The following is a 13623-nucleotide window of genomic DNA, read 5'->3' as shown; positions in this document are numbered from 1 at the left end:
GTCGACCAACGGGAGACAGCGTTGCTGAAAGCAACGACCCGAAGGGCGAGGCGTTAGCCGAGTTATCCTGCACGACCCACCAGCCCTAAAGGCGCCTTTTTGCTATGCGCGATTCGGGCGGGGTTCGAACCTGCAGCAGGTTCGGGTCGACCAACGGGAGACAGCGTTGCTGAAAGCAACGACCCGAAGGGCGAGGCGTTAGCCGAGTTATCCTGCACGACCCCACCAGTGTAGAAAGGCGCCCTAAAGGCGCCTTTTTGCTTTTCCGCTTTTGTCGGTGAAGCTAGCTTAATGCGGCATTAAGCTCGGCCAGCGCGCCGGTAATAGTGGTCACGATGACCGGTACAGCAGAGGCTGAAGAGTCTTCGTTAACGCCGGATGCCAGGTTGGCCAGATCGTTCTGCAGGAAATGCAGCGTATCGGACAGGCCGGGTAAGATATTATAAATATCGGCGATTGAACTATTGGCGGAGCTCAGCAGGCCTACAAGCTGGTTTTTTTCCGTAAGTGCCGTTTGCAAATCCTGAAAGGTTTGCTGATTGGCGGTAATCACCCCCTGCCATTTTTTCACCAGATCCAAAGCGCCCGACAAACCGGATAGTCCGGCCAGGGAACCCAAACCGCTCAACAGGCTATAGCTCTTCTGCGCTTTATTCAGAGAAGCCTGATTGCTGGCAAGGGTGCTCTGCAGCGAAGAAAGCTGTGAAGTCAGCCCGGCAATCGTGGTCTGCAGAAGGTTGCCTGAACTCACCACGGAATCCTTCAAGGGTGCGATGGTCTGGATGGCGCTATCCACCGTCGCCGAAAATCCAGCAACGCTGTTTTTTAGCAGATCGCTGTATGTGGATGGCTTAGCGGCCTCTTCCGGCTTAATTTTACTGATTGCTTCGGTGGTCGAGGTGACGAAAGCCTTACCTTCCGTTTGCAGATCGGAAACGATAGCGGTGATCTGCGCCAGCGTCGTTTGCAACTGGCTGACCGAACTATCACTCCCCCCTTCCGTTACTGATTTCAGAGCAGAGGTAATCGAGTTAAGAGACAAAACAGACTGCGTTAATGTAGAAGACATAGGTAACCCCTTTATTAAGCATAATAAGGAAAATAGTTTTCAGGAACAGCTCCGGAAAAGAGCGCCCAATTTAAAGTATGTAAAGACCCATTCTGAATGAACGTTTTATAGCTTCACCCTCCTTTTACTATTGATGGCAGTAATTTTTATATTGATGGCCGTCCCTTGCTATAAACCCCGGTCAACCCCCTTAAAACTCACCACAGATCTTCTGCTCATCAGCAAAGCTGCATGAAATTTTAAAAAGAGATAAATTCCTTTTTTTATTATTAAAAAACATTCTCCGACTTATAAGTTATCTTCCTGAAGCTGTTAAATTTTAAAGGCCAAAAGAAACGTCAGGTACGAATTAAGGTATAACAATTTCTTTATAAATCAGTCAATTGCGTACGCAGCCTATCGGATTTTCCTTATAGAGTTAAGACGGGGATATCAATAAAAATCGATAAAAATCAAGGAAAATGCCTGAATCATCCTCAGTAAAATTATTATTGGCTCTTTTTTTATTTTCATCAACGAAGAATTATTCAGATGAAGCAGAAGAGGATATTTTGTGGCTTGCTTTACCTGTTAGCCCAGGCAGAGGAATGGCAGGATTAAGGGCGCTGCGTCCTGTTATTTTATAAATAATACACAGATAAAATTTTGGCCTAATCCTTTTCAACCTGCTGGTTCTCGTTAAGGATCATGCGCTCTTTTATATAGAGCGGGCGACAGCGCCGATACTAAACCGCAGCTGAGAAACTATGTCAGCAGCATAAACTGCCTGTTATTCGTCCGGCTACGCCTCGCTTTCGAATTCTTATCACTAATTTTACGATTTACGCGTTCAAGCTTGCCTGCCTGCTTACCGATAACCGTATTGGTTTATTACAAAGGAGACAGCAATGACAACTATTACTACCAGCACCCATACCTCTATCGGTTCCGGTGGCTCGGGCGGCGGTTCCAGTTCACAGATTGCGGCGCTGAACAAGCAGATTACCCAGCTGCAAACGCAGTTAAAGAATCTGGGTACAGATACTACCATGACGGCAGAGCAGAAAACGGAGCAGGAACAGCTGATCAAAAACCAGATCCAGATGATTGAAGCGCAAATAGCCCAGCTTGAGCAGGCCCAGGCGCAGAAAGCACAGGATAAGCAGGAGACGAAGCAGGATACAGCCTCGGCCTATAGTAAAGTCGCCGATGGCGTAAACCGGCCGACAGCGACTAACTCGCTCAACGTTTATATCTAAAAGGCTGGCACAAGCGTGCGTTGCCGCGTCAGCAGGAGAGCCTGCTGACGCACTTCCTGCCAGATCGCTTCCGCTGCGGGCGTCAGCGAGCGGTTTTTTCGCCGCACCAGCATAATCGAACGATTGATTTCCGGCGTTATTCTTCTGACCAGCAGCGGCCTGCCCTGCGGGAGCGGCAGCGCCAGCGCGGGCAAAATGCTGATGCCAATCCCCGCCTCCACCATAGGATAGAGCGTGGCCGGATGGCCGATCTCCTGCACTATTTCCGCCTGAACCTGCTGGAGACGTAGCGCTTCGTCGATCAATACCCGGCTACCCGAAGAATAGTCCTGCAGCACCAGCTGGCGGCGATTCAGCATTTGCCAGCTGACAGCCGGCGCGGCGGCAAGCGGATCGTCCTGCCGGCAAAGCAGCAAGAAAGGTTCCTCCAGGATCGCTTCGCACTCAAAGTCCTCTGCCTGAAGCGGCCCGATGGCGATGCCGAAATCGACCTCGGCGTTGCGGATGCTCTGCAATACCCACTGCTGCGGCCTGTCGCGAAGCATTATTTTGATGTCAGGGAAATTTAACTGGCTGGCCGCAAGGCACTGCGGCATCAGATGGGCGGAAATAGTCTGGCTGGCGGCTACCCTGACCGTTCCGCTGCGCTGCTGTCCGTAGCTGCGCACATCCAGCAGCGTGGTGTTGAGCTCTTCCAGCAGACGCTCAAGACGGCTGGAGAGCTGCACGCCGGCTTCAGTCAGTACCACTTCGCGCGTGGTGCGATCCAGAAGGCGGATGCCGATTTCGTTTTCCAGCTCCTTCACGCTATGGCTGACCGCCGACTGGCTTAAGCCTATCATCTGGCCCGCCTGGCTGAAGCTGCCCTGCTGCGCGACCGCGACGAAAACCCGTAGCTGCCTTAAGGTGTAATTCATCGATTACGCTCATATATGAATTCAATAAATCAATTTTATTTCTAAACCCTTCTGGCGCACAATAGCGCGATTGATTTATTAACGAGGCATTAACATGCGTTTTCTCCGGCTCGACCCCATGATGGTTAAACTGATTATCACCGTGCTGCTGGCAACGTTTCTGCCCGCTCGCGGCCACTTTGTCACCTTCTTTGAGTGGCTGACTACCGCCGCCATCGCGCTGCTGTTTTTTATGCACGGCGCCAAGCTGTCGCGTGAGAAAATTATCGCTGGCGGCGGCCACTGGCGGCTGCATCTTTGGGTCATGATCAGCACCTTCGTGCTTTTTCCCCTGCTTGGCCTGCTGTTTGTCTGGTGGCATCCGCTGCCGGTCGGCGTGGAAATCTATACGGGCTTTCTTTATCTCTGCATTCTGCCCGCTACCGTTCAGTCAGCTATCGCCCTGACTTCGCTTGCAGGCGGTAACGTGGCGGCGGCGGTATGCAGCGCTTCCGCTTCCAGCCTGCTGGGCGTGTTTATTTCGCCGCTGCTGGTCGGGCTGGTGATGAACGTGCATAACGACGCCGCCAGCGGCAGCTTTGCGCAGATTGGCAATATTATGCTGCAGCTGCTGGTGCCTTTCGTGCTGGGCCATATTTCTCGCCGCTGGATAGCGGAATGGGTTGAGAGGCATCGTAGCCTGATTGGCAAAACGGATCAGGCTTCCATTCTGCTGGTGGTGTATTCCGCCTTTAGCGAGGCGGTGGTAAACGGCATCTGGCATCGCGTCGGCGCGCTGACGCTGCTTTATATCCTGGTCGGCAGCCTGGGCATTCTGTTTGTGGCGCTGGCGATTAATCTGCTGGCCGCGCGCCTGTTTGGCTTTAACCGCGCTGACGAGATTACGATTCTGTTCTGCGGCTCGAAAAAGAGCCTGGCTAACGGCGTGCCGATGGCGAACATTCTGTTCCCTTCTGCGGCGGTGGGGATTATCGTGCTGCCGCTGATGATTTTTCACCAGGTGCAGCTGATGGTCTGCTCAATGCTGGCGCAGCGCTATAAAAGGGCGGGCGAAAAACAGGTGGAGAGCCAGAAGAAAACCGGCAAGGCGGTGATTGAATCGCAGAAATAAGAGGGATTGGGGGAACGGCGTTCCCCCGCTTTATCAGGCTTTTCTCAACGGCTTAATCAGCCCTTCCAGTCCTTCAACCTTGATCGCCAGCGTCAGACGCATCAGCTCGCCCAGGTGGCCTGCCGGAAACTCATCCTTGCGGGCGAACCACAGCAGATAGGGTTCCGGTAAATCTATCAGCAAACGCCCTTTGTATTTACCAAAGGGCATTTCGGTTGTGGCAATTTCAATCAGGTGCTCTTTTTCCATTTACTCACCCAGCAGTCGCATCATCTCCGTTTCGTCGATAACCGCAATGCCTAACTCCTGCGCCTTAGCCAGTTTGGAGCCTGCCGCTTCTCCGGCAATCACCAGGTCGGTCTTTTTCGAAACGCTGCCGCTAACCTTAGCGCCAAGCGCGGTCAGCCTGTCTTTGGCCTCGTCGCGCGACAGCTGCGTCAGCGAACCGGTCAGCACCACGGTTTTACCGGCGAAGGGACTGTCGATCTCTTCCGCTTTCACCACAGCAACCGCGGGCCAGTGAATCCCGGCCTCCTCCACCAGCTGGCGGATAACCTCGCGATTGCTCTCCTCGTCCATGAAATTCCGTACATGGGCGGCCACCACCTTACCGACATCCTGCACGGCGATCAACGCGTCCAGATCGGCGCTGATAATACTCTCCAGCGAGCCAAAGTGCGCGGCGAGGTTAGCGGCCGTGGCTTCGCCCACTTCCGTGATGCCCAGCGCATAGAGAAAACGCGCCAGCGTGGTCTGCTTCGATTTTTCCAGCGCGTCCACAACGTTCTGCGCCGATTTCGGCCCCATGCGGTCAAGACCGGTCAGCTTGCCCGCCGTGAGTTTATAGAGATCCGCCGGTGTTTTGACGTACTCTTTCTCCACCAGTTGGTCGATGATCTTATCGCCCATGCCGTCCACGTCCATCGCGCGACGGGAAACGAAGTGCTTTAACGCCCCTTTGCGCTGCGCGCCGCAAATCAGACCGCCGGTGCAGCGCGCTACGACCTCGCCCTCTACGCGCTCCACGTCAGAGCCGCAGACCGGACAGTGCGTCGGGAAGACCACCGCTCTGGCGTCCGCCGGGCGCTCCGCTTCAATGACGCCGACCACCTGCGGAATAACGTCGCCCGCACGGCGGATCACGACCCGATCGCCGATACGCAGGCCCAAACGGTCGATCTCGTCCGCATTGTGCAGCGTGGCGTTACTGACCATAACGCCCGCAACCTGTACCGGCTCCAGCCTGGCAACCGGCGTAATCGCACCCGTACGACCAACCTGGAATTCCACGTCGCGAACCTGGGTCATCTGCTCCTGAGCCGGGAATTTAAACGCTATCGCCCAGCGCGGCGCGCGCGCCACAAAGCCCAGTTGCTCCTGCAAATCCAGCGAATCTACCTTGATGACCACGCCGTCAATGTCGAACCCCAGCGTGGCGCGATCCTCTTCTACCTTACGATAGAAAGCCAGCACCTCTTCCGGCGAATAACAAAGACGCAGGCGATCGCTGACCGGCAATCCCCAGGCCTTAAACTGCTGAAGTCGCCCAAGATGGCTGCGCGGCATGTCGCCGCCTTCCAGCAGGCCCAGACCATAGCAAAAGAAGGTCAACGGACGCTTCGCGGTAATACGAGGATCGAGCTGGCGCAGCGATCCGGCCGCAGCGTTGCGCGGATTGGCGAAAACCTTGCTGCCCGTACGGCGCGCTTCTTCGTTCAACGCTTCAAATCCCGCCTGCGGCATAAAGACTTCGCCGCGTACCTCGACCCGCGCCGGAATATTGTCGCCGCGTAACCGCAATGGAATGGCGCGGATGGTGCGCACGTTAGCAGTAATATTTTCGCCGGTCGTGCCGTCGCCGCGCGTCGCCGCCCGCACCAGCAGACCGTTTTCATACAGCAGGCTAACCGCCAGGCCATCCAGCTTCAGCTCGCAGCAGAAGGTAATCTCTTCAACGCTTTTCAGCCTGTCCTGCACGCGTTTGTTAAAGGCCAGGTAGCTCTCTTCGTCAAAAGCGTTATCCAGCGACAGCATCGGAATTTCGTGGCGTACCTGTTCAAAGGCGCTGAGCGGCGCAGCGCCTACGCGCTGGGTCGGCGAATCGGGCGTAATGAGCTCGGGATGCGCCTCTTCCAGCTTACGCAGTTCGCCCATCAGCCGGTCGTACTCGGCGTCCGGCACTACCGGTTCGTCAAGCACATGGTACTGATATTCGTAATGGCGGAGCGTGGTTTGCAGAGCGATAATTTTGTCTTGTACGGATTCCATAGCGGCACCATAGCGATAAAAAACCCCCGACTGGCGGGGGTCTTGTACAGAGAGGAAGGCGTGCCGTTAACTCAGGCGTTCGCCTCTATAACGTCACGGATACGGTTTTTATAGGTTTCCAGCTTCTGCGGCGTCATCATACGGCGCTCGTCATCCAGTACCACGCCGCCGACATCATCGGCGATGCGCTGAGCCGACTGCAGCATCAGCTTGAAGTTCTGATTCGCGTCGCCGTAAGAAGGCACCATCATAAAGATAGAGACGCCAGGCGTGGAAAAATCCGCCATCTCGTCAGGATTGAACGAGCCAGGCTTCACCATATTCGCCAGGCTGAACAGCACCGGGCCGCTGCCGGCAGGACTGAGGTGACGGTGGAAGATATTCATTTCACCGAACTGGAAACCCGCCTGCAGTACGCCCTGCAGCAGCGCTTCGCCGTTCAGCATACCGCCAGCGTGCGCGCTGACGTGCAGCACCAGCACCGTCTCTTTGGGTTTTTCCTGCGGCGCGGCAGGACGCTCAGGCTGCGGCATCGGTTCCGGCTCTGATTCCGGCTCGTCGACGACGGGTGCGGAATGGACAGGCGGCTGCGGCTGCACCGGCGGCGGAGATTGAACCGGCGGCTGCGGCTGAACCGGTTTTTGCTGCGCGACAGGTTGAGGCTGCGCGGCAGGCTGAACCGCTTCCGGCTGCCTGCGGCTTACCGGCGCCCGCGGTTCATCATCGTAATCGGCTTCATCCGGCAGCTCGCCGCCAAACAGCGGATCCAGCTCCGGCGATTCGTCGACGGGCTGCTGATGGCGGACAGGTTCCGGCTGGGCGCGCGGTCGGGTCGGGCGCGGTGCCGGCTCGTCAAAGCCACCGACAACCGGTTCGTCATCTTCCGTATTGCGCGCGCGTGGGCTTTTGCCACGAGCGGCGCCCGCGTCATCATCGACGTCGTCAAAAGCCTCTTCTCTATCCTGTTTTAAACGTTTATGAGGACGATCGCGAAAAACGGACGAGCGCTCTTTACGGCTGGTCCAGAAGCCGTGAAGCAGAAGCGCTATTATAGCGATCGCGCCAACAACGATTAATATCAGACGCAAATCCTGCATCATTGTATTCTCTGTTGTTCCAATACCTTGCCACCGCGGCAAACTTTATCCCCTAACTGTATTTGCCCGGCTGCACAAGTGCAAGTCCGTGCACTATTTTCTGACAAATAAGCGTGAAACGACATGTTTATTTGCTGTTTTTTCGCGCAAATCTCTTCTGACCAGCGTAAACGGCTGAGTTATGATAGCCGCGCACAGCTTGTTAATTTTAAGGAAAGCACATCATGGCTATCAACCGTACCGGCGCTTCCGGCACAGGCCTTCACTATTTTGCCCAGGGCTGGCAGCTGATCCGTCTGCCCGGCATTCGTCGTTTTGTCATCGTGCCGCTGGTGCTTAACTTTTTGCTGATGGGCGGCGCTTTTATCTGGCTCTTTTACAAACTGGGACAGTGGCTGCCCGCGCTGATGTCTCGGATACCGGACTGGCTGCAGTGGCTTAACTACCTGTTCTGGCCGCTGACGGTTATTTTCGTCCTGCTGGTGTTCAGCTACTTTTTTTCCACCGTGGCCAACTGGATAGCGGCGCCTTTCTGCGGACTGCTGGCCGAGCAGCTGGAAGCCCGGCTTACCGGCAAGCCGATGCCCGACAGCGGGTGGGCCGGCATGGTGAAGGATATTCCGCGCATCATGAAGCGCGAGTGGCAAAAGCTAGCCTGGTATCTGCCGCGTGCGCTGGTATTGCTGCTGCTCTATTTCGTGCCGGGTTTTGGGCAGACGGTCGCGCCCGTGCTCTGGTTCCTCTTCAGCGCCTGGATGCTCTCTATTCAGTACTGCGACTATCCGTTTGATAACCACAAAGTCAGCTTCCGGCAGATGCGCACATCGCTAAAACAGCACAAAACGGATGTGATGCAGTTTGGCGCGCTGGTCAGCCTCTTTACCATGATTCCGATTCTGAACCTGGCCATTATGCCGGTAGCCGTTTGCGGCGCGACCGCCATGTGGGTCGATCGCTATCGCAGTACGCTGGGACTGGTGAAATAAGGCTTATGCTTTTTCCTTTACCCTTATTGCTGCAGAACATATGCATATACTATTTCTTCACTTCCTTGAAAAAAGGAACCGGGTATGCTTGAGGCAGATTCCAATTTTCAAACAGTTAAGGACGGGTTATGAGTAAGATCTACGAAGACAATTCGTTAACTATCGGCCATACGCCTCTGGTTCGCCTGAACCGTATCGGTAACGGACGCATTCTGGCTAAAGTCGAGTCACGTAACCCGAGCTTCAGCGTCAAGTGCCGTATCGGCGCCAATATGATTTGGGACGCGGAAAAAAGAGGCATTCTGAAACCTGGCGTTGAACTGGTTGAACCCACCAGCGGCAACACCGGTATCGCGCTGGCCTACGTGGCCGCCGCACGCGGCTATAAGCTTACCCTGACCATGCCGGAAACCATGAGCGTGGAGCGCCGCAAGCTGCTGAAAGCGCTGGGCGCGAATCTGATTCTGACGGAAGGCGCTAAAGGCATGAAGGGCGCTATCGCCAAAGCGGAAGAGATTGTCGCGGGCGATCCTGATAAGTTCGTTCTGCTGCAGCAGTTTAGCAACCCGGCTAACCCGGAAATTCATGAAAAAACCACCGGCCCGGAAATCTGGGAAGACACTGATGGTGAAGTCGACGTCTTTATCGCTGGTGTAGGGACAGGCGGTACGCTGACCGGCGTCAGCCGCTATATCAAGAACACCAAAGGTAAAAAGGATCTGATCACCGTGGCGGTAGAGCCGACGGATTCGCCGGTAATCGCTCAGGCGCTGGCTGGCGAAGAGATCAAACCTGGCCCGCATAAGATTCAGGGCATCGGCGCCGGCTTTATTCCGGGCAACCTGGATTTGAACCTGGTCGATCGTGTGGTCGCGATCACGAATGAAGAGTCCATCTCCACGGCGCGTCGCCTGATGGAAGAGGAAGGTATCCTGGCCGGTATCTCCTCTGGCGCTGCGGTCGCCGCCGCGCTGAAACTGCAGGAAGATGAGGCTTTCGCCAATAAAAATATCGTGGTGATCCTGCCCTCTTCCGGCGAGCGTTATCTGAGTACGGCGCTCTTTGCCGATCTTTTTACCGAGAAAGAGCTGCAGTAACGGCATCGTCAGGTTAAAAAAGTCTGAAAAAGCACCCATAAGGGTGCTTTTTTGTGGAGCACATCAAATTTTTGCCACTTCCCGGATTGCTTTTACCGAGGAGTGTCTGGTATCTAAGCAACCAATTATTTCGAACCTCAAAATTAATCGCCGCGTGAATTGCCTGGCGCTGAATCGATTTACCGGTTTGGCGTGTTTGCGGAAAGCACGGCATAATGAGGAAGGAAAAAGCGCAGCCGGTGAGTGCCGCCGCTTGCGTATCTGTCAATTTTTAGCGCGCTTCCGGCACGTTGCTACACGCGAGCCCGCGCAAGACATTCAGGCCAAAGTTTCGCCGCCAGGCCAGGCTTTGGAATAACGCCAAATAAATAAAGTTGGGGAAACAGCATGTTCCAGCAAGAAGTTACTATCACCGCACCTAACGGTCTGCATACCCGCCCTGCCGCTCAGTTCGTGAAAGAAGCGAAGGCTTTCGTCTCTGAAATCACCGTGACCTCCAACGGCAAATCCGCCAGCGCCAAGAGCCTGTTCAAACTGCAGACGCTGGGCCTGACTCAGGGCACCGTGGTTACGCTGTCCGCTGAAGGCGAAGACGAGCAGAAAGCGGTCGAGCACCTGGTCAAACTGATGGCGGAACTCGAATAAGCGTTAGCTTTTTCAACGCGACAGGTACTTTACTGCAACATAATTGATCGCGGACAGCATGTCCGCGTTATTGTTTTCATAAAGTGAAGCGCCTGTCAGCTGCGGGCGACCGCCGGATTCCTTACCGGCGCCGGATTCGCCGCAGCGTCTCGCTCGCGATTATCAGTTATTAAAAAGGTAGGGTTATGATTTCAGGCATTTTAGCATCACCGGGTATCGCTTTCGGCAAAGCGCTTCTGCTGAAAGAAGATGAAATAGTCATCAACCGGAAAAAAATTACTACCGACCAGGTTGAGCAGGAAGTTCAGCGTTTTCTCGAAGGTCGCAGTAAAGCCGCCACGCAGCTTGAAGCGATCAAAATCAAAGCCGGCGAAACCTTCGGTGAAGAGAAAGAGGCCATCTTCGAAGGCCATATCATGCTGCTGGAAGATGAAGAGCTTGAGCAGGAAATCATAGCCCTGATTAAAGACGAGCTGGCTTCTGCCGACGCCGCGGTTTACTCCGTTATCGAAGGCCAGGCCAAAGCGCTGGAAGAGCTGGACGACGAATATCTGAAAGAGCGCGCGGCCGACGTGCGCGATATCGGCAAGCGTCTGCTGCAGAACATTCTCGGCCTGCATATCGTCGATCTCAGCGCCATCGCCGAAGAAGTGCTGCTGGTCGCTAAAGACCTGACGCCATCGGAAACCGCGCAGCTGAACCTGAACAAGGTGCTGGGCTTTATTACCGATTTGGGCGGTCGTACTTCGCACACCTCTATTATGGCGCGTTCTCTGGAGCTGCCCGCTATCGTGGGTACCGGCGACGTCACCACTCAGGTGAAAAATGGCGATTATCTGATTCTTGATGGCGTAAACAACCATATTTACGTCAATCCAACGCCTGAGCAGATCGAAGAGCTGAAAGCTATCCAGAACCAGTACGTGACGGAAAAGAACGATCTGGCCAAGCTGAAAGATCTGCCCGCTATCACGCTGGACGGTCATCAGGTCGAAGTCTGTGCCAATATCGGTACGGTACGCGATGTGGCTGGCGCAGAGCGCAACGGCGCGGAAGGCGTAGGCCTCTACCGCACCGAATTCCTGTTTATGGATCGCGACTCGCTGCCGAGCGAGGAAGAGCAGTTCCAGGCTTATAAAGCCGTAGCGGAAGCGATGGGTTCGCAGGCCGTTATCGTGCGTACCATGGATATCGGCGGCGACAAAGATCTGCCGTACATGAATCTGCCGAAAGAAGATAACCCGTTCCTGGGCTGGCGCGCCATTCGCATCGCTATGGATCGTCCGGAAATCCTGCATGCCCAGCTGCGCGCCATTCTGCGCGCGTCCGCTTTCGGCAAACTGCGCATTATGTTCCCGATGGTGATTTCCGTTGAGGAAGTCCGCACGCTGAAAGCCGAGCTGGAGACGCTGAAAGCGCAGCTGCGAGCGGAAGGCAAAGCCTTTGACGAGCAGATTGAAGTTGGCATTATGGTGGAAACACCCGCTTCAGCCGCAATCGCGCATCATCTGGCGAAAGAAGTCGATTTCTTCAGTATCGGCACCAACGACCTGACGCAGTACACGCTGGCGGTGGATCGCGGTAATGATTTGATTTCGCATTTGTACAACCCAATGACCCCTTCCGTGCTGACGCTGATCAAGCAGGTTATTGATGCATCTCATGCTGAAGGGAAATGGACAGGGATGTGTGGTGAGCTGGCGGGCGATGAACGTGCTACACTACTGTTACTGGGAATGGGGCTGGACGAATTCAGCATGAGTGCCATTTCTATCCCGCGCATCAAAAAAATTATTCGTAATACGAATTTTGAAGATGCTAAGGCGTTAGCAGAACAGGCTCTGGCTCAACCGACAGCGGAAGAGTTAATGAACCTGGTCAACAAGTTCATTGAAGAAAAAACACTCTGCTGAGATCCAGAAGCGCTGGCCAAATATTACTGCTTAGGAGAAGATCATGGGTTTGTTTTCAAAACTTTTTGGCGATAAGTCAGATACCGCATCTGGCGCCATTGAGATCGTGGCACCGCTGTCCGGCGAAATCGTAAACATTGAAGACGTACCGGACGTTGTGTTTGCGGAGAAAATTGTTGGCGACGGCATCGCTATCAAACCTGCCGGCAATAAAATGGTGGCGCCTGTTGACGGCACCATTGGTAAAATCTTCGAAACTAATCATGCATTTTCCATTGAATCGGATAGCGGCATTGAGCTGTTCGTTCACTTCGGGATTGACACCGTTGAACTGAAGGGAGAAGGCTTTAAGCGTATCGCTGAAGAAGGCCAGAAGGTGAAGAAAGGCGACGTCGTTATCGAGTTCGACCTGCCTCTGCTGGAAGAAAAAGCGAAATCCACGCTGACGCCGGTGGTTATCTCTAATATGGATGAGATCAAAGAGCTGGTGAAGCTGACGGGTAGCGTTACCGTAGGCGAAACCCCGGTGATCCGCATCAAAAAGTAAGCCGCCGCGCCTACACAAAAAGCCGTCTGAGCAATCAGGCGGCTTTTTTTTCAGGCAAACACGTCGCGCAGGCTCGGCGTTTCCTCCACGTCATGCAAGTCCAGCTCCTGTTCCAGCACGTCCATATGATGGCTCATCAGCTGCTGTGCAAGATCGCCGTCTCCCGCCTGCAGCGCGCAGATTATCGAATCATGCTGATCGCAATGGCAGGAAGGATTTTCGTTACGCTGATAGAGCGCGACAATCAGCGAGCTGCGTACGGTAAGGTTAGTGAGAATTTCCATCAGCACGCGGTTGTTGCTGATTTTCGCCAGCAGCAGATGAAACTGCGTCAGCTGCCGGACAATTTCCAGCCGGTTGTCGCTGGCTATCGCCGCTTTTTCCGCCTGACGCTGCGCCTCCAGCTCATGGCGATAGCGCTGCATGGTTTCCGCCGTGATCCCGGAGATAATGGCGCTTTCCACCGCTCGCCGCGCGGTAAAAATTTCACGCGCCTCGCGAGCTTCCGGTTTGGCGACCATCGCGCCGCGATGCGGCTCAATAGTGACGATATGTTGCATCGCCAGACGCTGTAGCGCGCTCTGCACATGATTGCGATTGGCCGCAAGCACGTCGACGATCTGAGCTTCAATCAGCCGCGTGCCAGGCTTCAGCCGACGCTGTGAGATAGCGTTTGATATCGTCTCGACGATACGCTGCACTTCCTGTTGCTTACTGGACGACACTTTATTCATC

General features: G+C 54.7%; 14 protein-coding genes and 1 other RNA gene. 9 read left to right on the top strand and 6 right to left on the bottom strand.

Annotated elements, in window-relative coordinates:
- The first annotated feature begins 101 nt into the window (after positions 1-101).
- Positions 102-228, top strand: a non-coding RNA gene (locus tag MKZ79_RS19025) — RtT sRNA.
- A gap of 55 nt (positions 229-283) precedes the next feature.
- Here the strand turns inward: MKZ79_RS19025 and MKZ79_RS19020 are convergent.
- Entirely contained in the window at positions 284-1069 is a 786-nt protein-coding gene (locus MKZ79_RS19020; RefSeq protein ID WP_336144206.1) for a hypothetical protein, read from the bottom strand.
- A 461-nt stretch (positions 1070-1530) separates the two neighbouring features.
- Here MKZ79_RS19020 and MKZ79_RS19015 point away from each other — a divergent pair, with 461 nt between their 5' ends.
- Positions 1531-1695 (top strand): hypothetical protein, encoded by a 165-nt coding sequence (locus MKZ79_RS19015; RefSeq protein WP_336144205.1) that lies wholly within the window; start codon positions 1531-1533, stop codon positions 1693-1695.
- Positions 1696-1956: 261 nt separating this feature from the next.
- On the top strand, positions 1957-2307 hold the full coding sequence (locus tag MKZ79_RS19010) for a FlxA-like family protein (RefSeq protein WP_336144204.1): 351 nt from the start codon (positions 1957-1959) through the stop codon (positions 2305-2307).
- Here MKZ79_RS19010 and MKZ79_RS19005 read toward each other — a convergent pair.
- Positions 2304-3224: a LysR family transcriptional regulator gene (locus MKZ79_RS19005; protein WP_336144203.1), complete on the bottom strand. Its 921-nt coding sequence runs from the start codon at positions 3222-3224 to the stop codon at positions 2304-2306. The genes MKZ79_RS19010 and MKZ79_RS19005 overlap by 4 nt on opposite strands.
- Before the next feature lie 94 nt (positions 3225-3318).
- Between MKZ79_RS19005 and MKZ79_RS19000 the strand changes: the two genes are divergently transcribed.
- A complete protein-coding gene (locus MKZ79_RS19000) occupies positions 3319-4335 on the top strand; it encodes a bile acid:sodium symporter family protein (protein WP_336144202.1) in 1017 nt (338 codons plus the stop codon).
- 33 nt (positions 4336-4368) lie between these two features.
- Here the strand turns inward: MKZ79_RS19000 and MKZ79_RS18995 are convergent, their stop codons facing one another.
- The 3 genes from MKZ79_RS18995 to zipA form a co-directional block, all read right to left on the bottom strand.
- Positions 4369-4584 carry a DUF3820 family protein gene (locus MKZ79_RS18995; RefSeq protein WP_336144201.1) on the bottom strand — a complete coding sequence of 72 codons (216 nt, stop codon included), beginning with the start codon at positions 4582-4584 and terminating at the stop codon, positions 4369-4371.
- The gene (gene ligA, locus MKZ79_RS18990) at positions 4585-6603 is read right to left on the bottom strand and encodes an NAD-dependent DNA ligase LigA (protein ID WP_336144200.1); all 2019 of its coding nucleotides are present in this window, start codon (positions 6601-6603) and stop codon (positions 4585-4587) included. It lies immediately after the preceding gene.
- Positions 6604-6674: 71 nt separating this feature from the next.
- Positions 6675-7703 carry a cell division protein ZipA gene (zipA, locus tag MKZ79_RS18985; RefSeq protein WP_336144199.1) on the bottom strand — a complete coding sequence of 343 codons (1029 nt, stop codon included), beginning with the start codon at positions 7701-7703 and terminating at the stop codon, positions 6675-6677.
- Between the two features lie 221 nt (positions 7704-7924).
- On the opposite strand from zipA, the gene cysZ reads away from it, so the two are divergent.
- The 5 genes from cysZ to crr all read left to right on the top strand — a co-directional run bounded on the left by cysZ (position 7925) and on the right by crr (position 12888).
- Complete coding sequence (gene cysZ / locus MKZ79_RS18980) at positions 7925-8686, top strand: sulfate transporter CysZ (protein WP_336144198.1); 762 nt, start codon at positions 7925-7927, stop codon at positions 8684-8686.
- A gap of 128 nt (positions 8687-8814) precedes the next feature.
- A complete protein-coding gene (cysK, locus tag MKZ79_RS18975; protein ID WP_336144197.1) occupies positions 8815-9783 on the top strand; it encodes a cysteine synthase A in 969 nt (322 codons plus the stop codon).
- Between the two features lie 387 nt (positions 9784-10170).
- On the top strand, positions 10171-10428 hold the full coding sequence (ptsH, locus tag MKZ79_RS18970; protein ID WP_125289603.1) for a phosphocarrier protein Hpr: 258 nt from the start codon (positions 10171-10173) through the stop codon (positions 10426-10428).
- A gap of 185 nt (positions 10429-10613) precedes the next feature.
- The gene (gene ptsI / locus MKZ79_RS18965; RefSeq protein ID WP_336144196.1) at positions 10614-12341 is read left to right on the top strand and encodes a phosphoenolpyruvate-protein phosphotransferase PtsI; all 1728 of its coding nucleotides are present in this window, start codon (positions 10614-10616) and stop codon (positions 12339-12341) included.
- A 43-nt stretch (positions 12342-12384) separates the two neighbouring features.
- On the top strand, positions 12385-12888 hold the full coding sequence (gene crr / locus MKZ79_RS18960; RefSeq protein ID WP_336144195.1) for a PTS glucose transporter subunit IIA: 504 nt from the start codon (positions 12385-12387) through the stop codon (positions 12886-12888).
- Positions 12889-12938: 50 nt separating this feature from the next.
- On the opposite strand, the gene MKZ79_RS18955 is transcribed toward crr, so the two are convergent.
- Positions 12939-13622, bottom strand: coding sequence for a GntR family transcriptional regulator (locus MKZ79_RS18955; protein ID WP_336144194.1), 684 nt, complete (start codon positions 13620-13622; stop codon positions 12939-12941).
- Position 13623 lies beyond the last annotated feature (1 nt).

This window comes from Erwinia sp. CGal63 (assembly GCF_037026505.1).
Classification (GTDB): Bacteria; Pseudomonadota; Gammaproteobacteria; order Enterobacterales; family Enterobacteriaceae; genus Erwinia.
Note: the sequence above shows the minus strand (reverse complement) of the source record. Positions and strands in the feature narration are given on the sequence as shown.